Source organism: Polyangium spumosum (genome assembly GCF_009649845.1).
GTDB lineage: Bacteria > Myxococcota_A > Polyangia > Polyangiales > Polyangiaceae > Polyangium > Polyangium spumosum.
This window is the reverse complement of sequence record NZ_WJIE01000001.1, coordinates 1,176,633-1,195,566: the sequence shown is the minus strand read 5'-3', so window position 1 is coordinate 1,195,566 and position 18,934 is coordinate 1,176,633. Positions and strand designations below refer to the sequence as shown.

The 18,934-nt window shown below is 70.8% G+C and carries 18 protein-coding genes; 9 read left to right on the top strand and 9 right to left on the bottom strand.

The features are described 5' to 3' along the window. Positions 1–11: 11 nt before the first annotated feature. The 4 genes from GF068_RS05030 to GF068_RS05015 all read right to left on the bottom strand — a co-directional run bounded on the left by GF068_RS05030 (position 12) and on the right by GF068_RS05015 (position 4,508). Positions 12–2,123 (bottom strand): IPT/TIG domain-containing protein, encoded by a 2,112-nt coding sequence (locus GF068_RS05030; protein ID WP_338046229.1) that lies wholly within the window; start codon positions 2,121–2,123, stop codon positions 12–14. A 48-nt stretch (positions 2,124–2,171) separates the two neighbouring features. Next, positions 2,172–2,600: a PilZ domain-containing protein gene (locus GF068_RS05025; protein ID WP_170319307.1), complete on the bottom strand. Its 429-nt coding sequence runs from the start codon at positions 2,598–2,600 to the stop codon at positions 2,172–2,174. 88 nt (positions 2,601–2,688) lie between these two features. After that, on the bottom strand, positions 2,689–3,072 hold the full coding sequence (locus GF068_RS05020; RefSeq protein WP_338046228.1) for a response regulator: 384 nt from the start codon (positions 3,070–3,072) through the stop codon (positions 2,689–2,691). After that, positions 3,069–4,508 (bottom strand): RAD55 family ATPase, encoded by a 1,440-nt coding sequence (locus GF068_RS05015; protein ID WP_153818096.1) that lies wholly within the window; start codon positions 4,506–4,508, stop codon positions 3,069–3,071. The genes GF068_RS05020 and GF068_RS05015 overlap by 4 nt, the downstream gene beginning before the upstream one ends. A 313-nt stretch (positions 4,509–4,821) precedes the next feature. Here GF068_RS05015 and rpsB point away from each other — a divergent pair, with 313 nt between their 5' ends. The 3 genes from rpsB to GF068_RS05000 all read left to right on the top strand — a co-directional run bounded on the left by rpsB (position 4,822) and on the right by GF068_RS05000 (position 7,745). Next, positions 4,822–5,718 carry a 30S ribosomal protein S2 gene (gene rpsB, locus GF068_RS05010; RefSeq protein ID WP_153818095.1) on the top strand — a complete coding sequence of 299 codons (897 nt, stop codon included), beginning with the start codon at positions 4,822–4,824 and terminating at the stop codon, positions 5,716–5,718. A gap of 160 nt (positions 5,719–5,878) precedes the next feature. Continuing rightward, positions 5,879–6,817 carry a translation elongation factor Ts gene (tsf, locus tag GF068_RS05005; RefSeq protein WP_153818094.1) on the top strand — a complete coding sequence of 313 codons (939 nt, stop codon included), beginning with the start codon at positions 5,879–5,881 and terminating at the stop codon, positions 6,815–6,817. After that, positions 6,810–7,745: a polysaccharide deacetylase family protein gene (locus GF068_RS05000; RefSeq protein ID WP_338046227.1), complete on the top strand. Its 936-nt coding sequence runs from the start codon at positions 6,810–6,812 to the stop codon at positions 7,743–7,745. Before tsf ends, GF068_RS05000 begins: the two co-directional genes overlap by 8 nt. Here the strand turns inward: GF068_RS05000 and GF068_RS04995 are convergent. Continuing rightward, positions 7,742–8,602 carry an ABC transporter ATP-binding protein gene (locus tag GF068_RS04995; RefSeq protein ID WP_153818093.1) on the bottom strand — a complete coding sequence of 287 codons (861 nt, stop codon included), beginning with the start codon at positions 8,600–8,602 and terminating at the stop codon, positions 7,742–7,744. The two genes, GF068_RS05000 and GF068_RS04995, sit on opposite strands and share 4 nt — an antisense overlap. An 82-nt stretch (positions 8,603–8,684) precedes the next feature. Between GF068_RS04995 and GF068_RS04990 the strand changes: the two genes are divergently transcribed. Together GF068_RS04990 and GF068_RS04985 are read left to right on the top strand one after the other, a co-directional pair. After that, positions 8,685–8,972, top strand: a complete 288-nt coding sequence (locus tag GF068_RS04990; RefSeq protein WP_153818092.1) for a hypothetical protein — start codon at positions 8,685–8,687, stop codon at positions 8,970–8,972. Then, complete coding sequence (locus GF068_RS04985) at positions 8,969–9,955, top strand: lysophospholipid acyltransferase family protein (RefSeq protein WP_153818091.1); 987 nt, start codon at positions 8,969–8,971, stop codon at positions 9,953–9,955. Before GF068_RS04990 ends, GF068_RS04985 begins: the two co-directional genes overlap by 4 nt. A 6-nt stretch (positions 9,956–9,961) precedes the next feature. On the opposite strand, the gene GF068_RS04980 is transcribed toward GF068_RS04985, so the two are convergent. Next, entirely contained in the window at positions 9,962–10,885 is a 924-nt protein-coding gene (locus tag GF068_RS04980) for a hypothetical protein (RefSeq protein ID WP_153818090.1), read from the bottom strand. Positions 10,886–11,162: 277 nt separating this feature from the next. Between GF068_RS04980 and GF068_RS04975 the strand changes: the two genes are divergently transcribed. Genes GF068_RS04975 through GF068_RS04965 form a run of 3 tightly spaced genes read left to right on the top strand, consistent with a single transcriptional unit; the run spans position 11,163 to position 15,849 of the window. Beyond that, on the top strand, positions 11,163–12,062 hold the full coding sequence (locus GF068_RS04975; RefSeq protein ID WP_153818089.1) for a CheR family methyltransferase: 900 nt from the start codon (positions 11,163–11,165) through the stop codon (positions 12,060–12,062). Continuing rightward, positions 12,059–14,845: a [protein-PII] uridylyltransferase gene (glnD, locus tag GF068_RS04970; protein ID WP_153818088.1), complete on the top strand. Its 2,787-nt coding sequence runs from the start codon at positions 12,059–12,061 to the stop codon at positions 14,843–14,845. Before GF068_RS04975 ends, glnD begins: the two co-directional genes overlap by 4 nt. Further along, on the top strand, positions 14,842–15,849 hold the full coding sequence (locus GF068_RS04965; protein ID WP_170319306.1) for a tetratricopeptide repeat protein: 1,008 nt from the start codon (positions 14,842–14,844) through the stop codon (positions 15,847–15,849). The genes glnD and GF068_RS04965 overlap by 4 nt, the downstream gene beginning before the upstream one ends. Here GF068_RS04965 and GF068_RS04960 read toward each other — a convergent pair whose 3' ends face one another. The 3 genes from GF068_RS04960 to GF068_RS04950 are packed head-to-tail and all read right to left on the bottom strand — an operon-like array spanning position 15,850 to position 18,124. After that, the gene (locus GF068_RS04960; RefSeq protein WP_153818086.1) at positions 15,850–16,365 is read right to left on the bottom strand and encodes a hypothetical protein; all 516 of its coding nucleotides are present in this window, start codon (positions 16,363–16,365) and stop codon (positions 15,850–15,852) included. It lies immediately after the preceding gene. Between the two features lie 56 nt (positions 16,366–16,421). After that, on the bottom strand, positions 16,422–17,330 hold the full coding sequence (locus GF068_RS04955; RefSeq protein WP_153818085.1) for a ParB/RepB/Spo0J family partition protein: 909 nt from the start codon (positions 17,328–17,330) through the stop codon (positions 16,422–16,424). Beyond that, on the bottom strand, positions 17,327–18,124 hold the full coding sequence (locus GF068_RS04950; RefSeq protein ID WP_153818084.1) for a ParA family protein: 798 nt from the start codon (positions 18,122–18,124) through the stop codon (positions 17,327–17,329). The genes GF068_RS04955 and GF068_RS04950 overlap by 4 nt, the downstream gene beginning before the upstream one ends. 440 nt (positions 18,125–18,564) lie before the next feature. Between GF068_RS04950 and GF068_RS04945 the strand changes: the two genes are divergently transcribed. Further along, positions 18,565–18,735 carry a transcriptional regulator gene (locus GF068_RS04945; protein WP_136928010.1) on the top strand — a complete coding sequence of 57 codons (171 nt, stop codon included), beginning with the start codon at positions 18,565–18,567 and terminating at the stop codon, positions 18,733–18,735. Positions 18,736–18,934 lie beyond the last annotated feature (199 nt).

The window sequence follows — 18,934 nt, the reverse complement described above, 5'->3', positions numbered from 1 at the left end:
CGTGTCTCCGTTCAGAGGAACGCGTTGAAATAATCGAGGGCGTAGGCGCTCATCCCGCTCGGCCGGATGTCCCGGTAGCGGAGCGCGCCGTAATCGAACTTGTCCACCCGCGCGCCGTACACGCCGATCGTGATGGGTCCGCTCGGCAGCCCGCCTTCGGGGAAGGGGAAGACCGAGAGATCGGGCACCTCGACGGCGTGGGAGCCCTTGGGCACGACCACGGTCCAGCGGATGAGGCCGCCGCCGCTCGTGACGTCGTAGACCGAAAGATCGATCGCCGAGCCGCCGGCGCCGAACGTGGTGGCGAGGTGACGGCCGTCCCAGGCCGCGCCGCTCGCCGGCGTGGTCAGCGTCGGTACGCCGACGAAGCCGTCCACGGCGAGGCCCTCGGCGGTGCTCGTGGAGAGCAGCCGGCCGACGACGGACATCGGCGCCGAGGCCTGCGGACCGGTGACCGCGCGGGCCGTGGAGACGTACGTCGCGCCGAGCAGCGAGCCATCGAGCGCGGGCAGGCCAACGAACGGGATGGGCCCGGCGAGCGGCAAGAGCGGCGTCTTCACGCCGGCGGGCAGGAGCGCGTAGCCGTCGTTGCCGAGCATGACGGAGACCGTGGCGCGCACGCGGTCCGGCCCTTTGGGCCCCGGCGCGGGCGGCGTGACGTCCATCGTGAGGGCTTGATCGAGCGTCCGATCCATCACGAGGTAGACCTGCTCGGTGAACTGGCCCGGCAGCACGCTCACGCCTTGCACCATGCCCATCGCGTACGCGGTGAACTTTACCGGCGGCGTGGTGGTCTCGACGCCGGCGAGCGCGTAGAGGGCGCGGTTGCCGGCGCTGCTGCCGAGCTGGAACTGGTAGCCGATCTCCCCGGGCGTGTCGGGCAGGATCGCGGTCGAGGGGTGCGGGAGCTGGAAGGTACCGGTCGGATCCTGCGACGCGTGGAAGACGTACGCGACCTGCCGTTCGCCCGGCGCCGGCGCGGGCACGTTGATCCAGGGGGACTTCTTGAACTCGACGTTGCCCTGCCAGACGAGCTCGCCGCGGATGCCGCCGCCCGCGCCGGGTTTGCCGCCGACGGGCGGAGGATCGCCGTCGGCCGCGCACGCGGGGCTGAGGACGGGGTCGAGGTAGACGGTGGCGGTGTCGACGGGGACGTCGACGAAGGTGATCGGGCTATGGCACTTGGCCGCGATGGTCACGGTGCGCGGGCCGTCGAGCGAAGGATCGTCGAAGAGCGTCACGCCCGTCGCGTCGACCTGCTTCACGAGCGCCGACGGCAGAGCGTTGCCCACGATCACGTGCGCGCCGGCGATCGGATCGCCGGTGAAGTTGTTGTAGACGAGCACCTTGAGCTTGCCTGCGAGCGGCGCGCCGGAGAGGCCTCCCTTGAAGCCGTTCGTGCTGTCCTCGTAGGTGTACGCGTCGAGCACGACGATCGGCTGACCGTCGCCCGCGTCGACCGAGACGGGCTTCGCGCCGGGCGTGCCCTTGGGGACCGTGCACGTGATCGAGGTCGGCCCGTTGATGGTCTGCGTCGTGCAGGGTTTGCCGCCGATCCTGGCGATCGCGGAGGACGTCCAGCTCGTGCCGTCGCCGATGATCTCGATGACCGTGCCTCCGGCGACGGGCCCGCTCGAGGGGGCCGCGTAGAGCGCGTCGTAGGCGTATCCGCCGGGGAGCGAGCGGCGCGTGGATTCATCGTCGCCCTTCTGCACGGTGAGCGTGACCGCGCCGGCCGTGCCCTTCGGCGCGGTGATCTGCAGGCGCGTCGGATCGATCGGCACCATCGTCGACGCGTCGGCCTCGATCTCGCCGAACCAGACGCGCGTCGCGGCGGCGAAGCCGTTGCCGCGGATGAGCACGCGCTGGCCGCCGGTGAAAGGTCCGTGCGTGGGATCGGCGCCGACCACGGCGTAGGGATCCAGGGCCGCGATGTCGGGCGCGGCGTCGATGGGCGGCAAGGTGCCGCCGTCGAAGTTGATGAGCGGCTCTTCCCCGTCGTCGCCGTCGGTTTGTCGGCGGATGCCCTCGGGCGCGCCGGCGATGCAGGCGGAGGCCGTCAGCGCGAACAGCAAAAAGCCGCGCAGGGCGAGCTTCGTCGGGCTGGCTTCTCGATCACGCACACGCCGAGTGTACGCGATGCAGGAGGGTACGGGCGAGCAGGCTCGCGCTCAGGTTTCCTTGGGGGTGAGCCCGAGGTTCGCTTGCTTCTCGGCGAGCGCCTTCACGTCCGGCTCGATGGCCTCGAAGGGCTCGTTGAACCGGATGGCGACGGCGTAAGGCCAGATGTCCGAGACCTCGACGCTGCGCCGCTCGTCCCGAACGACGCGCCCCTTCACCTCCTGAGCCTGGTTCGGATCCCCCGTGAGGTAGAGCGAGAGCGTGACCTCGTCGCCGATCTTCACGCGCGCGCGGGTGAGCAAGAGGGCGCCCGACACGCTGAGGTCGCGGATCACGGCGGTGCGCTTGTTGCCGTTGCCCGTGTCGACGTGGGCGGGGAAGACGGCCGAGTGTCGCAGCGCAGTTCGGCGATCGGACGCGGGGCCCGACAGGGGGCCCTCGGAGAGCGGTCCTTCTTCTTCACGATCTTGGTTGCTCATGGGCGTACCTCGGCGCGCTCCTTGGGCGGTCATCTTCCCGCGGGAGCGCCGCTCGTGACAAGGCCCGACCGCCCGAGGCGAACGCCCGCTAGCTCCGCGCGACCTCTTCGCGATCGCCCCTACCAGCGAGCCGCGCGACCGTGTCGAGCAACGTACCGAGGTCGAACGGCTTCTTGAGGAACGCCGCGCAGCCGAGCTCCTGCGAGAGCCTCCGCCCCTCGGCCGCGCTCATCATGACGACCGGGATCCCGCCGAGCGACGCGTCCTCGCGCATCAGCCGCAGCATCTCGGCCCCGTCCACGACCGGCATCATCCGGTCGAGCAGCACCAGATCCGGCCGCGATTCGGCGAGCCGCGTGAGCCCTTCGCGCCCGTTCGAGGCCGTGATCACGCGGTAGCCCTCCGCGGTCAGGAGGTCGCTCAGCACGTCGACGATATCGAGTTCGTCGTCCACGACGAGGATCGTCTTCACGCGCTCCCCCGGAGGCGACTGCGCACGCCTGGCTGCTCCACCTCGATGCCCTTGCTCGAGATGCGGAGCCTCCGCAGCGAGGGATCGTGCTTGCCCCCCGCGACCTTTCGTGTCGCGACGTACCGGCGCAGCCTTCGACCCCTCTCTTCTTCCTCGAGGACGATCACATTGTCGACGAACGCGGGCTGCGACACCACGCTCGTGGTCCTCGCGTGCTCCCACGTGGAGACGGTCTCCGTGAGGATCGTCGTCGCGCCGCGCCTCGCGAGCGCGGCCCAGAGCGCCGCGTGGAAGCGATCGAGGCGCTCGACGTCCGTCGTCATGTTGCGGAAGCCGCGGAGCTCGTCGATGAACACGCGCTTCTGCCCCTCCTCGCTGACCTCCTCGAGCAGGCGCCACGCGACCGCGTCCGCCGTACCCTCGGTAGGCGGATACCATAGCATCGTCAGCTCCGTGCGATCGAGCGCGCCCTGGGCGTCGAGCCCGATGCCGCTTGCGGCCTGGACGATACGCTCGGGCCCCTCCCCGAAGCCGAGGTAGATCCCGCGCTCGCCTCGCCGCACGCCCTCGAGGAGGAAGCTCATCCCGAGCAGCGTCTTGCCCGTCCCGGGGCCCCCCAGGATCACCGTGGACGATCCTCCGAGCACGCCGCCGCCGAGCATGGCGTCGAGCCCCTGCACGCCGAAGCCGAGCCGCCGCTTCGGGGCCGCCGGGGCCGGCTGCGGGAAGGGCCACGCCTCGAGCCGCGGGTAGACGTGGATGCCCTTCTCGTCGATGTCGATCGCGTGCGCGCCGAGCGCGTACTTGGTGGCCCGCATCTTCTCGACCACGAGCTCGCGCACCGAGCGCGCGCCGACGCGGCGTTTGTCGAGCGTGAGGAGCCCGTCCACCGTCGCCTGCTCGGGCCGAGGCGCGTCCGACGCGCTCCGCGTGGCGAGCAGGAGCATCGTGCAGCCGGTCAAGCTCGCCGAGGTCGAGAGCGTCAGCAAGAACCGCTTGAACACGCTCGTCGTCGGGGCGAACTCCTCCGCCGTGCCGAGCCCGTCGAGCACCAGGAACATCGCGCCGTGCTCGCGGATCGTGCGGCCGAGCAGCTCGAGCAGGCCGTCGAGCCCGCTCTGCTCGAGCACGCCGTAGCCGCTCATGTAGACGATCCGGTGCGGCACGAAGCTCGGGTCGAAGAACTCGAAGCCCCCGAGGTGCGCGAGCATGCGGGCGTGCGCCTCGGCGAGCAGCGTTACGTACACGGCCGTCTGGCCCGTCGCTGCGCGGCGGAAGGTGATCTGGTTGGCGAGGATCGTCTTGCCGCTGCCAGGAGGGCCGACGACGAGGTGGACGCTGCCGGCCAGGAAACCTCCGCCGAGGACGGTGTCGAGACCTGCGATCCCCGTGGGGATCCGGTCGAGGTTGGGTCGCTCGGCGTCATCCTGTTTCATGGCGTGCCCCTCGGATGCCGGAGGTCCGTCCGCCGTCGCGGTTTTCCCGGCGCTGCGAGCGAGTGCGTCGCCTCACTGCGACGGACCGAACGAAAGGCCCGCTCCTTCCGTTGACAAGCCCCGGATCGCGGGGCAGGATGCGCGCCCCGTTTGCCCCTGCTTTTGGCGAGGCAAACGGAATCCACACGCTCCCCCGGCACACGCCCAGAAGGTGGGACCTGCGACCGGTGCCCCCAGGGATCCTCGGATCCCGGGGGGTTGTTCGCGGGATGGGGAGCGGAGGTCCAACCGAACCCGAGAAGGAATACGTGCCATGACCGACGTTTCGATGTCCACCGCCGAGTCCGCCGGCGCCTTCGTGCCCCCGGCGCCCGGTGAGTTCCCGCTGCCCCTTCGCTCGCTGCTCGACGCGGGCGTGCACTTCGGCCACCAGACGAAGCGCTGGAACCCGAAGATGCGCCCGTTCATCTACGGCGCGCGCAACGGCATTCACATCGTCGATCTCGACCAGACGGTGCGCCTCTTCAAGCGCGCGTACGACTTCGTCGTCGACGCGGTCGGCCGCGGCGGCAGCATCCTGTTCGTGGGGACGAAGCGCCAGGCCCAGGACATCGTCCAGGAAGAGGCCCGCCGCTCCGGGATGTACTTCGTCACGAACCGCTGGCTCGGCGGCACGTTGACGAACTTCCGCACGATCAAGCAGGGCCTCGACCGCCTCCGCACGCTCGAGCGCATGAAGGAGGACGGGACGTACGAGCAGTTCGTCAAGAAGGAGGTCGCGCGCATGGAGAAAGAGCGCGATCGCCTGGAGAAGTACCTCGGCGGCCTGAAGGGCATGGGCGGGGTCCCGGCGGCGATCTTCGTTATCGACCCCCACCAGGAGTCGATCGCGGTGAACGAGGCGCGCAAGCTCGGCGTCCAGGTCATCGCGATCACGGACACGAACTGCGATCCGGACCTCATCGACTACGTGATCCCGGGCAACGACGACGCGATCCGGTCGATCCGCCTCATCACGGCGCGTATCGCCGACGCCGCGCTCGAGGGCTCGCAGCGCCGCAAGGACGTGGAGCGCGAGCAGGACCGTCCGCAGCAGGGTGGCCCGCAGCAGGGTGGCGGCCGTCGCGACGAGATCAACGTGTACCAGGGCGGCCGTGGTGGTCGCGGCGGCCGTGGTGGTCGCGGCGGCGGCGATCAGCCCCAGCAGTAAATCACGCGCCCGGCCTGCGGGCTCCGGTCGAGAGGGCGCCGCTGCGCTCGAGGCGTGCTGCCTCGCGCGGGCGCCCTCCTTGCTTCCCCGAAGCCCCGTCCGGGCAAACTCCCGATTTCACACAAGCACAACGATCCCACTTTCTGGAGGAATACGAGCCATGGCCGGCATCAATCCGCAGGCGATCAAGGAGCTCCGCGAGCGTACGCAGGCGGGCATGAGCGACTGCAAGAACGCCCTCGTCGAGGCCGACGGCGACATGGAAAAGGCCGTCGAGATCATCCTGAAGAAGGGCCTCGCGAAGAGCGCCAAGCGGGCCGGCGCGGTCGCCAGCGAGGGCGAGGTCCGCGCCTCCGTCTCGCCGGACAAGCGCGCCGCCACGCTCGTCGAGGTCAACATCCAGACGGACTTCTCCGCCCGCAGCGACGAGTTCAAGAACTTCGTCGGCGACGTGCTCTGCCTCGCCGAGGCCGCGCCCCTCGGCGCCGACCTCAAGAACAGCGAGCTGCGCGGCAAGAAGGTGAGCGACGTGATCGTCGACCTCACCGCGCGTATCGGCGAGAAGGTCGACATTCGCCGCTGGGATCGCGCCGAGGTCCCCGCTGGCAAGTCGGGCCTCGCGCACGCGTACGTGCACCTCGGCGGCAAGATCGGCGTCGTGCTCGCGCTCGAGACCGAGAACGACGCGGTCGCGCAGCACGCCGAGGTCCTGAAGTTCGCCGACGAGACGGCGATGCAGATCGCGGCGATGAACCCCGTCGCGCTCGTCCGCGAGGACATCAGCGACGAGGCGAAGGCCAAGCAGAAGGAGATCTTCGAGGGCCAGCTCCGCGAGGACCCGAAGCCGAAGCCCGAGAGCGCGTGGCCTAAGATCATCGAGGGCAAGTTCAACAAGTGGTTCAGCGAGGTCACGCTGACCGAGCAGGAGTCGGTCGTGGTCCCCGGCAACACGATCGACAAGCTCCGCCAGGCCGCCGAGAAGGCCGCGGGCGGCAGCGTGAAGATCGTGCGCTTCGTGCGCTTCGAGCGCGGCGAGGGCATCGAGAAGCCGCAGGGCCCCGACTTCGCTTCGGAAGTTGCGAAGATGGCCGGTGGCTGAGAGGCCGCTGCTCGCGGCCGTCTCCGTCGACCTCGACGGCATCTCGCACTACCACCACATCCACGGCCTCGCTCCGCTCGCGGACGGGGCCGTGGCCCTCCATGCCGTCTACGACGTCGCCCTCGCCCGCATGGCGGATTTCGCGCGGGCGCACGACCTGCCCCTGACCCTCTTCGCCATCGGCGCGGACCTCGCCCGTCCCGAGAGCGCCGCGACGCTCGCGGGTTTGTCCCGACGAGGCCACGTCGTCGAGAACCACTCGTTCTCGCACCGCTACGACCTCACGCGCGCCTCCGCCGAGGAGATCGAGCGCGACATCGCGGCCGGGCAGGAGGCCATCGAGCGCGCCACGGGCCGCCGCCCCGCGGGCTTTCGCGCGCCGGGGTACACCGTCACCGACGCCGTCTTCGACGCGCTCGAGGCGCTCGGCGTGCGCTTCGACTCGTCGGTCTTCCCGTGCCCCGCGTATTACGGCGCGAAGGCGATCGTGATGGGGGCCATGCGCATGCGCGGCCGCACGAGCGCCTCGGTGCTCGACACGCCGCGCGTGCTCGCCGCGCCGACACGCCCGTATCGCCCGGGCAAACCCTGGTTCCGCCGAGGGAGCCGCGCCCTCGTCGAGCTCCCGGTCCAGGTCACGAAGGGCCTGCGCCTGCCCTTCATCGGCACCTCGATCGCGCTCGGCGGGCCTCGCGTAGCGCGCGCGCTCGCCGAGCAATGCGCGGACGAGCCGCTCGTGAACCTCGAGCTGCACGGCATCGATTTCCTCGACGCGGCGGACGGCCTCGCGCACCTCGTCCCGTACCAGCGCGAGCTCCGCATCCCGCTCGGGCGGAGGCTCGACGCGCTCTCCGTGGCCCTCGAGGTGCTCGCGAGGCGTGGCGCGCGCTTCGTCACGCTCGAGGAAGCGGCGAACGAGTTCGCCTAGCTCGAAGGGTGATATCGCACGGCGGCGCCGCCCTCGGGCGCCTGCTTGAAGTTCTCGACGCGGCCCACGCGATCGGGCGCGACGCCGGAGGCCGCGATGAACTCGCGCGCGATCTCGCTCTCGCCGTACGCGAGCTCGTCGGGCGTGCCCGAGGCGACGACCTGGCCCTGGATCACGAGGAACGCCTGGTGCGCGATGCGGAAGGTGCTCGCCATGTCGTGCGAGATCACCACGCTCGTCACGCCGAACCTGTCGCGCGTCTCCTCGATGAGATCGTCGACCATGCGGCTCGTCTGCGGATCGAGGCCGCTCGTGGGCTCGTCGTAGATCAGGATCTTCGGCTCGAGCATGAGCGCTCGCGCGAGGCCCACGCGCTTGCGTTGGCCACCCGAGAGCTCGCTCGGCATGCGCTTCTCTTTGTTCTCGAGCCCGAGCAGGTTGAGCATGCTCACGACCTTGTCGCGGATGTCCTTCTCGGACATGTGCTTGCGGTGCTCGCGCAAGGGGAACGCGACGTTGTCGAAGATGTTCAGCGAGTCGAGCAGCGCCGCGTACTGGAAGACCATGCCGAACTTCTGGCGAACGCGGTTCATCGGCCGCTCGCCGAGCGGGCCGATGTCCTCGCCGTCGACCCAGATGTGGCCACTCGTGGGTTTCTCCAGGCCGATGAGCAGCCGGAGCAGCGTCGTCTTGCCCGCGCCCGAGCCGCCGATGATCACCGCCGTCTCCTTGCGGCGGAGGTGCATCGTTACGCCCTTCAGGACCTGCGTCGTCCCGAACGATTTTTTCACGTCGTCGACGAAGACGTGATCCTCCGGCGGGATCCGAGGTGCTTGGCGCGCGGCTCCGGCGGACATCGCGCGCCGAGGCTACCACGCGGTCTCGTCCGAGGGGCCTCTCGCGCTTGACGCGTGGGGCTCCCGGCGGGAAATGTGCCGCATGACCGAGGACATGTTCCGCACCGTGCTCGACACCGTTGGCGTCACGACCGACAAGGAGGGCTGGCTCCGCCTGCCGGAGGGCCAGCTCATGACGCTGTACGCCTCGCACGACGGCGTGGCGCTCAACATCGCGAAGGTCGAGTGTTTGCGGATGGTCCACGGCGTCATCCGGGCGCGCTCGAGCAAAGGCGAGACGTTTTTCGTGGCGCGCGAGGATCTCTTCGCCCTGAGCCTCGACGGCGGCACGAGCGTCGCCGCGGGCCGCAAGGCGGGCTTCTTGGGTTGAACGCGCGAGGCCGAGCGGACGACTCGCTCGGCGCTCGCGCGGAGGGCGCGCCCGAGGCGCTCGCAGTGGGGCCGAGAGGTCCGCTGTGGATGTGGCTCGTGGCGCGCCTCGTCGGCCTCTTGCCGTACCACGCGCTCCGCTCGTTCGGCGCGGCGCTGGGCGCGCTCGTCGGCGGGCTCTTGCGGGTGCGTCGTCGCCACGTCGAGGCCGCGATGACACGCGCGGGCGTGGACGCGCCTCGTCGCGCGGCGGCCGGGATGTACCGCTCGCTCGGCGCGGGGTTGTTCGAGCTCTTGTGGACAGCGGGCAGGCCGGCCGAGCCGCTCGACGCGCGGCTCGTGGTGTCTGCGCGGGCAGCCGAGCTCTTCGAGCGGGCGCTCTCGCGGGGGCGCGGCGTGGTGGTCGCGACGGCGCACACGGGCAACTGGGATCTCGCGGCCTGCGCGGCGGCGGCGTGGCTCCGCGGGCGCGTGGGGAGCGAGGGGCGCGCGCCTTCGCTGCACGTGATCACGAAGCGTTTGTCCTGGCGCGCGCTCGATCGTACGTGGCAGCGCTTGCGGGCCGAGCGTGGTGTCCTGCTCGTCGACGCCCGCGGCGCATCGGCGCGGGTTCGTGAGGCGCTCGCGCGTGGCGACGTGGTCGCGATGATGATCGATCAAGCCCCCGAGCGCGCGGCGGGCGTGGCGGAGCTCCCGTTCCTCGGCGCGCCTGCGTGGTGTGACCTCGCGCCCGTCCTGCTCGCGTCGCGCGCGCGTGCGCCGATCGTCGTGGCCTTCGGGCGCCGCCGGGACGATGGGCTGCACGAGCTCGACGCCTTCGATCTGATCGAGCCGGAGGCGCTCGCCTCGCGGGCCGACGTCGTGCGCGTGGCGGCGCGGATCACGGACGCGCTCGCGGAGTTCGTCAAGGAAAACCCAGCGCAGTGGTTGTGGTTGCACCGGCGGTGGAAGGGTCTTTCGAGGGAGAAGCGGCGACGATCCTGATCGGCGTCAGAACGTGCCGATCGCGCCGACGGCCGGGATCGTGTTGCCGCGGAGATCGTACGAGACCGTGGGGCCGAGGCCGTGGAGTTCGAAGCCGCCTGCGGCTCGTTGCTTCTTCGCTTCGAGTTGCTCGCGGTGCGGCGTCGTCGCGAGGTCCACGATGCCGAGGGTGAGCGGCGCGAGGAACGCGAACGTGACGGGGACGAGGTGGCTCTTGTCGTCCCAGTCGATCATCGTGCCCGCGGCGAACGAGCCGCCGCGCAGCGCCGTGAACAGGAGCCCCTTGCCCCAGTCGCCCACGACGAGGCGCGGGACGCTCGGCGTGATCGTCAGGATCGCGCCCATCGCGTAGAGCGCCGATTTCGAGGGCTCGACGTTGCAGGCCTCGGAGGCGTCGCAGGCCGCGCTCGCCCCGAGCGAGATGATGTACGCGGCGCCGGTGGTGGCCGTGCCGAGGCCGAAGATGATGCTCGACGCGATGAGCGCGCCCTTGCGGCCCGGATCGGGCGCGTATTTGGGCTTCTGCTTGCGCAAACCGGGCAGCCCCGGCGCGGCCGGGGGCGGCGGAGGAGGCGGCGGATAGACGTACGTGGGCGGCGGCGCGTAGGGGTACGGGGAAGCGTGGGGGAGGGGGCACGGGCCGCGCTGGGCCGCGGAGGGGGACGGGGGCGTCGCGCGGGGGTCGACGTCGACGCGCCCGCAGCCGTAGGCGTGGACCGCGCCGTCGGGCGTCTGCGCGTGGACGTCGACGCCTTGCTCGGGCGTGCGTGTGACGGTCGTTCGGCCGTCGGGGTGCTGGACGATGTTCGGCGGGAGGGGCGCTCCGGGCGGAAGCGGCTCGAGCGGCGGGGGGGGCACCTGGGCAGAGGCGGCCCCGGCGGCGAGGAAACAAGCGAGCGCCGCGGCCGAGGAGGACATCGTCTTGCGCATGGCGAGGCAGGTAGGGAGCAAGTTCCAAGCCATCCGTGCTTTCCGTGGTTGCATCGTGGGACCTCGGGGGACCGGTCGTGTCCTTCGCGGGCAGTGTATCGCGCCGGGCGAGCGGGGGCGTGGACGTGGGTTCACGCCCGGGTGGGTCGGAAAGGTGAATGTTTGGCCTGGATGGCCGGGCCTTGGTGATAAATTGGCGGCGCGATGGAAGCGGGAAGCCAGTCGACCGGCGACATGCACTACGCGCGCCACGAGGACGGCGCGCGCCGAGGAGGGCATGCGTCGTGGCACGCGTGGTGTGTGCTTCTCGGCGGCGAGATCGGTCTTCTTCTTCCTCTTCACGCCACGCGCGGGGGGCACATCCGTGTCTGGACCTGACTCGGGCGATCGCGCCGTCGACGTCGCGCTGAAGCTCGCCGAGGAGCTCTTCGGCTTCGGCTCCAGCGGCGCCACGCCCGGCTGGGTGCGTGATCGCGTGCGCCGCTACCTGGAGCATCAGTCGTACAAGAGCGGCTTCACGATGAACGAGGTCGCGCGGGAGCTCATCAAGGACAAGGCCGCGGTCGAGCGGATCGTCACCTCGCTGCGCGTCGGCGAGACGCGGTTCTACCGCGACGGCGCGCAGTGGGAGGCGATCGAGCGTCACCTCGAGAAGCTCTTCCCCGCGGACGTGGAGCTCCAGGTCCTCTCGGCCGGCTGCAGCACGGGCGAAGAGGCCTACACGATGGGCATGTTGCTCACGGCGGCGCGGCGGCGCTTCCGCGTGCTCGGCGTCGATCGCTCCGCCGAGGCGATCGCGGTCGCGCGCGAGGCGACGTACGGGCGCGAGGCGGCGCGCGACATCCCGCCCGCGTGGGTCGAGCGGTTCTGCGACGAGCAGAACGGGCGGCTGCGTGTCGGCCTGCTCGTGCGCAACGCGGTCGAGTTCGAGGAGTACGACCTCGTCAAACGCGTGCCGCAGGGGCCGTTTCACCTCATCCTGTTCAAGAACGTGCTGCTCTACCTGACGCCGCAGGCCGGCGAGCAGGTCGCCACGCGGCTCGCGAACGAGCTCGAGGACGGAGGCGTGCTCTTCTCGGCCGCGAGCGAGGTCTTGCGCCTGCGCAGCATGGGCCTCGAGACCGTCCGGCTGACCCCGTCCGTCACCGCGTTCCGCCCCGCGAAGCGTCGCCCATGACCACCGAGGTGAAAGATCCGACGGGCGCGCTCGTGGATCTTCGCCGCGAATGGTCCGCGCGACGCGCCGAGCTCGAGGCGCTCGTGCCCTCGCAGAGCAGGCCCGCGCCGCTCGACGGGTGCGGGCTCGCGCTCGGGAGGCGGCACGCGCGCCTCTGCGACGACCTGCTCGCGCGGCTCTTCGAGCTCCTGCGGAGCGAGGCGCGCGAGGGGCGCCTGCGTTTGCCCGGCGGCGAGCTCTTGCCGAAGGAGGTCGCCGAGGCGTTCGAGGAGGTCGCGCTCGGCGGCGTCGGTGGATACGGGCGCGGCGCGCTCGCGCTCGGCAGCGACCTCGACGTGCGCCTGCTCGCGCGGGACCTCGGCGCGGCCGCGGCCGTGGCCGAGGCGCTGCTCTACCCGCTCTGGGACATGGGCGTCCCGATCGGCCATCAGGTCGGCAAGGTCGAGGCGCTCGTGGAGGCGGCCCGCGCGGACCTGCCGACGGCGACGAGCCTGCTCGACTACCGGCACATCACGGGCAACCGCGCGCTCTCGGACGAGCTGAAGACGCGGTGCGACGCGGGCCTCTTCGCGCACGCGGAGCTGCCTCGGTTCCTCGCGCAGCTCGAGGACGAGGTGCGCGTGCGGCACGCGCGCTTCGGCGGATCGGTCTACCTGCTCGAGCCCGACGTGAAGAACGGCGCGGGCGGCCTGCGCGACCTCGACATCGCAGGCTGGGCGGGCAAGGCGCGCTTCGGCGTGCACGAGCTCGACGATCTCGTGCGCGTGGGCGCGCTCCTGCAGCGCGAGTCGGCGGACATCGCCGCCGCGCGCGAGCTGCTCTTCCGCATCCGGAACCTCCTCCACGCGCACGCGGGGAGGCGCAGCGACAGGCTCACGTTCGACGAGCAGGAGTCGATCGCGTCGCTGCTCGGCTACGGCGAGGGCGGCGAGGCCGTCGAGAAGATGATGAGCGCGTACTACCGCAGCGCGCGCATCATCTCGAGCGCGCGGGAGACCATGCTCTCGCGCGCGGCGCCGCTCCTCGGCAAGAAGAAGCCCCGCGAGGAGGACCTCGGCGGCGGCGTGCGCATGTTCGACGGCTGCGTGACGATGAGCGAGCTCGAGCTCGTCACGAAGGAGCCCGCGCTCGCGCTGCGGATGCTCTCGGCGGCCGTCGAGCGCCGCGCGCCGCTGCTCCCGTGGGCGCGCGACGCCATCGCGCGGGCCGCCGCGGATCCTTCCTGGACCGAGAGCCTGCGCGAGAGCCCCGAGGCCGCGCGCCTCTTCTGCGCGCTCGTCTCGACCACCGAGGAGACCCGGCTCAAGCGCGGATCCACGCTCGCGGAGATGCACGACCTCGGGCTCTTGCTCGCGATGATCCCCGAGTTCTTGCCCGTCGTCGGGCGCGTGCACCACGACGTTTACCACGTGTACACGGTCGACGTTCACTCGGTGGCCGCCGTCGACAGGCTCGCGGCGCTCGTGCGCGGCGAGCTCACGGCCGAGCACCCGCTCGCGTGCCGCCTCGCCGCCGAGGCGACGCGCAAGACGATGCTGTTCTTCGCGACGCTCTTGCACGACGTGGGCAAGGCGATCGGCGGCAAGGATCACAGCGTGCGCGGCGCCGACATGGCCGACGTCATCCTGAAGCGCCTCGGCTTCCCGCCCGAAGACGTCGCGGCCGCGTGCCACCTCGTGCGCCAGCACCTCGTCATGTACCACGTCGCGACGCGAAGGGACCTCGACGATCCCGCGACGATCGAGGAGTTCTTGCGCGTGATCCCCGACCGGGACTCGCTCTCCGAGCTCTACCTGCTCACCGTCGCCGACCTCTCCACGACGAGCCCGACGTCGATGACCTCGTGGAAGGCGCGTATGCTCGACGAGCTCTACCTCGCCGCCGATCGCGCGCTCGCGGGCAACCCCGGCGAGGACGAGCGCCTCGCGCGCGCCCAGTCGGCCGTGCTCGAGGCCGCGCGCGCGCTGCTCGTGTCCTCGGAGGAGGAGCGGGCGGCGCGGGAGGCGTTCGTCCCGACGTACCTCGCGTCGATGCCGGAGCGTTACCTGCTCTCGAACGCACCCGCGGCGATCGCCTCGCACGCCGAGCTCGCGCGCAAGCACGGGGGCCGGACGGTCAGCGTCGCGCTCGTCCCGTCGCGGCACCCGCAGGCCGCGGAGATCTGCGTCATCGCCTCCGATCGTCCGGGCCTGCTCGCGTCGATCACCGCGGCGCTCGCGGCCTCGCGCCTCGAGGTGCACGCCGCGCAGATCCACTCGCGCCACCTGCCGGACGGTACGGTCGAGGCCGTCGACCTCTTCTGGGTGCGTGATCGCGCCGAGGGCGTGGAGGGCGTCGCGCGGGCGCTCCCGGGCCTCGTGCGGGACCTCGACGCCGTGCTCGAAGGCCACACGACCACGGCCGAACTCGCGAGCAAGCGCGGCAAGAGCGCGCTTCCGGGCCGCGCCACGCCGCGCGTGCGCACCCAGGTCTCGATCGACGACCGCGCCTCGCCGCGGCACACCGTCATCGAGGTCATGACCCGGGATCGGCCGGGCCTCTTGCATGCCATCTCCGACGCGCTCTACCGCCTCGGCCTCAGCATCGCCGTGGCCAAGATCAACACCGAAGGCATGCGCGCCGCCGACGTGTTCTACGTCAGCGAGGCGGACGGCGCTAAAGTGGCGCCGGGCAAACGCGCGGCCGAGGTGCGGCAACGAATCGAGTCGGTGCTCGAGTCGCTCGAACAAGAAGGAAACAGCGGGCCATGCTCTTCTTACCCTCCTCCTCGCGCAGAGCGATGAGAGCTCTCCTCCCTTGCATCACGGCGCTCGTGCTCGCCGCGTGTGGCAGCACGCCGCCCCCGAAGGATCCCGACCTCGTCGCCGATCCGCCGCTCGGCGGCACGGAAGGCATGACCGGGGGCGCCGCGCAGACCGACTTCCAGCGCGCCGTCGCGTTCATCGAGAAGGAGCAATACGCGGCCGGAAAGGTCCACCTGAAGCGCGCGCTCGAGGCGTCGCCGGACAACGCCGAGGCGCACGCGTACATGGGCCTCGTGCTGGAGAAGGAGAACGACCTCGCCGGCGCCGAGAAGTCCTACCTCGCCGCGCTCGAGCGCAAGCCGGGCCTCGCCGCCGCCGCGCAGAACCTCGCGGCGATCTACCTCTCGACGAGCCCTCCGCGCACCGACGACGCCATCAAGCACCTGCGCGCGGCGCTCGAGAAGACGCCCGGCGACGTCGGCATGCTGCGGAACCTCGGTTATGCGCTCGGCCTGAAGGGCGACGTCGAGGGCGCGTCGAAGGCCTACGAGACGGCCATCACGAAGGGCGACTCGGTCGAGGTGCGCTTCGAGTACGCCGCGATGCTCGCGGAGGCGAAGCAACACGAGAAGGCCGTGCCGCACCTGAAGAAGGTCCTCGAAGGCACGAAGGACGACCCCGCGATGCTCGTGACGGTCGGCCGCATGCTCGGCTACGGCAAGGCGTTCGGCGACTGCGTGGCCGCGTTCGACCGCGCGCTCGAGCTCGAAGCCAAAGATCCCGAGTGGTTCGTCCGTCGCGGCACCTGCAAGCACGAGCTCGGCGACGAGGCGGGCGCGCTCGCGGACTACCAGGAGTCCACCAAGGTGAAGCCCGACTATGCCGCGGGCTACTACTACATGGGCCTCGCGCAGCTCGCGCTGAAGAAGCCGCAGAGCGCGGAGTTTTCCATGGGCAAGGCCGCGGAGTTCGGCAAGGACACGCCGATCGGCAAGGCCGCGAAGGACAAACTCCGCGAGCTCAAGTCGACGAACAAGCGCTGATCACGCGCGGCGCCGCTGCTGCACGTACGCGGCGAGCGAGACGATCGCGCCGAGCACGATCGCCCCGACGAGCAGCTCCGTCGGGATGTCGAACTCCTTGCCCACCACCGCGATCACGTAGATGCGCGGCGCCCGCCCGAGCCCCACGGCCGCGGCGTACCGCAGCGCCGAGTAGCCCGTGAGCGGCATCAAGATCCGCACGATGATGAAGGGCAGCGGCAGCGCCGCGAAGGCCGCCGTCGTCAGGAACGGGGCGACCTTCGCGTACCCCTCCGCGCGCTGAAAGATCGGCTTTTGCCGGAGCTCCGCGAGCTTCCGGATCTGGAACGTCGTGCGAACGAGCCGGTGATCCAGAAGCGCGGCGAGCGCCGCCGCCGCGGCCGCGACGAGCGCGAGCGACCACGGCGGGGCCGTCTTCGCGGCGAGCAGCGTCGCCGGCGTGAGCGGCTGCGGCACGAAGCCCGCGAGCACCACCAGCCCAAAGAACATCGCGAGCGCGGGCACGACGTTCGGCACAGAGGCATCGTGCGGCGACCGGGCAGGCGCCGCAAGCGGTCGACCTTACGCGTGTGTCACGCGCCGAGCTGCGCGAGGATCCGATCGAGCTCGTCGAGCGAGCCGTAGGCGACCACGATCTCGCCCTTGCCGTCCTTGTCGCGCACCTCGACCTTCGCGCCGAGCTTGCGCATGAGCCGCGCCTCGAGGTCCTTGAGCCCCGGCGACTTCGCCGCGGGCCCCTCGGCCTTCGGACCCTTGCCGCCGCCGTCCTTCGGGCCGCGCGTGCTCCGCACGAGCTCCTCGACCTTGCGCACCGGCAGCCGACCGCGCACCGCCTTGTCGGCGATCTCCTCCATCGCCTTGTCGTCCGGCGCGCCGAGCAACGCGCGCGCGTGGCCCTCGCTGAGATCGCCGCCGATCACCATCGACCGTACACGCGCCGGCAGCTTCAGGAGCCGCAGGCTGTTCGTCACCGTCGTGCGGTTCTTGCCCACGCGCTCCGCGAGCGACTCCTGCGTGTAGCCGTGCTCCCGCAAGAGCCGGTCGAAGGCCTCGGCGAGCTCGATGGGGTTCAGGTCCTCGCGCTGCACGTTCTCCACGAGCGCGAGCTCGAACGCGTCCTTCGGCGAGACGTCCTTCACCACGACGAGCACGTCCTTCAGGCCCGCGCGTTGCGCCGCGCGCCACCTCCGCTCGCCGGCGATGATCTCGTACTTGTCGGCGCCCGCCTGCGCGCGGCGGACCACGATCGGCTCGAGGATCCCGTGCTCGCGGATCGACGCGGCGAGCTCCTCGAGCGCCTCGTCGTCGAAGTGCTGCCGCGGCTGACCCGGCTGCGGGCCGATGCGCTCGATCGGACAGGTGAACACGCTCTTGTCGCCGTACGACGCGCCGGACGGCGACGGGGGCGCGGCGGCGGGCAGGAGCGCGTCGAGCCCGCGGCCGAGGGCGCGGCGCGGCGCGTTCTTCGGGTCCGTGCTCATGGCCTCGGCCTCGCGGCTTTGCCTTTCGGCCGGTTCACCTCGAGGATCTCGCGCGCCAGGCTCAGGTAACCCTGCGCGCCCTTCGAGGAGATGTCGTAGAGCAGCACGGGCTTGCCGTGCGACGGCGCCTCGGAGAGCTTCACGTTGCGCGGGATGATCGAGTCGAAGACCTTGAAGTGACCCTTCACCTCGTCGGCGACCTGGTGCGTCAGCGAGGTCCTCCCGTCGTACATCGTCAGCACGATCCCCTCGACGCCGAGCTCCGGGTTGAAGGCGCCCTTCACGCGGTCGATCGTCGCCATCAGGTACGTCAGCCCCTCCAGCGCGTAGTACTCGCACTGCAGCGGCACGAGCACCCGGTGCGCGGCCACGAGCGCGTTCAGCGTGAGCAGCCCCAGGCTCGGCGGGCAGTCGAGGATCACGTACTCGTAGTCCGATGCGTGTGGCCGGATCGCGTCACGCAGCTTCGTCGCGCGGTCGGGCGCGTCGACGAGCTCGATCTCTGCGGCCACGAGGTCCTGCGTCGCCGGCACCACGTCGAGCCTGGGCACCGACGTCGAGATCACCGTCTCGCGCAGGGTCGAGCGGCCGATGAGCACGTCGTAGAGCGAGCGCTCGATGTTGGGCCGGCGCACGCCGACCCCGCTCGAGGCGTTGCCTTGCGGATCGCAGTCGACGAGCAGCGTCCGCTTCTCCGCGGCGGCGAGGCTCGCGGCCAGGTTCACCGAGGTCGTCGTTTTGCCGACGCCGCCCTTCTGGTTGGCGACGGCATAGATGAGGGGCGAAGGGGCCATGAAATCTGCCGGGAACGCCGCGCCCGGAGGCGCGGTGTGGGTCGTCCGTCCCGGGGGACGATCCCGTGGGTAGCGGCTGCTTACACGACCCTCGCCCCCCCGTCGAGGGCGCGTCGTTCACGTTTTTTTGGCCCTTGACTCACTGGTCGTTACAGTGGCGCACATGTCGCTCGTTGTGGGTGCATGTAGGACAAAAGCGCTCCGGGGGAACCGAAGGAGCGCCCGGGGGCGCGGGCTGTCGCTCGCGAGCGCCCTCGCCACCCACCACGAGCCTTCCGCGTGTGATCGCGTGCTCGCCCGGTCCTTCTGGGCTGCGCCGAGCCCGTCCGCGTCTGCGCGTGTCCTCGTCCTGTTCCCGAACCCCGACCGCCGAACGACCTGAGCCGGATCCGTTTCGCGCGGGTCGCCGATCGACCTGCGCGTGCCGAGTGGAGAGAGCCATGCCGCTGCCGAAGAGCTTCCAGAACTTCGCCGAGTTCGAGCGCGAGATCATCCGCGCGGGCACCCGCGTCAACCTGAGCCTCGAGGACATCGTCGAGGACACCTCCTTCGAGGAGGAGATCGAGCTCGACCAGGACGACGATCCCTTCGCTTCCATGCGCGACTTCTGAGGCCGGGGGCCCGCCGCGAGCGGGCCTCCGTCCCCCGAAACGCCCGAACCGCGCCTCGTGGCATCGGACGTTTCGGGGGGCCGAGCCCTACGTCTCGCCAGGACCTCCTGGGTGCTCGACCTCGACCGAGCCTCGACGGCGCCTCTCCGTCGGGGCTCTTTTTTTGCCTCCAAACCCGCCCTCGCTTGACCCCTCTCGC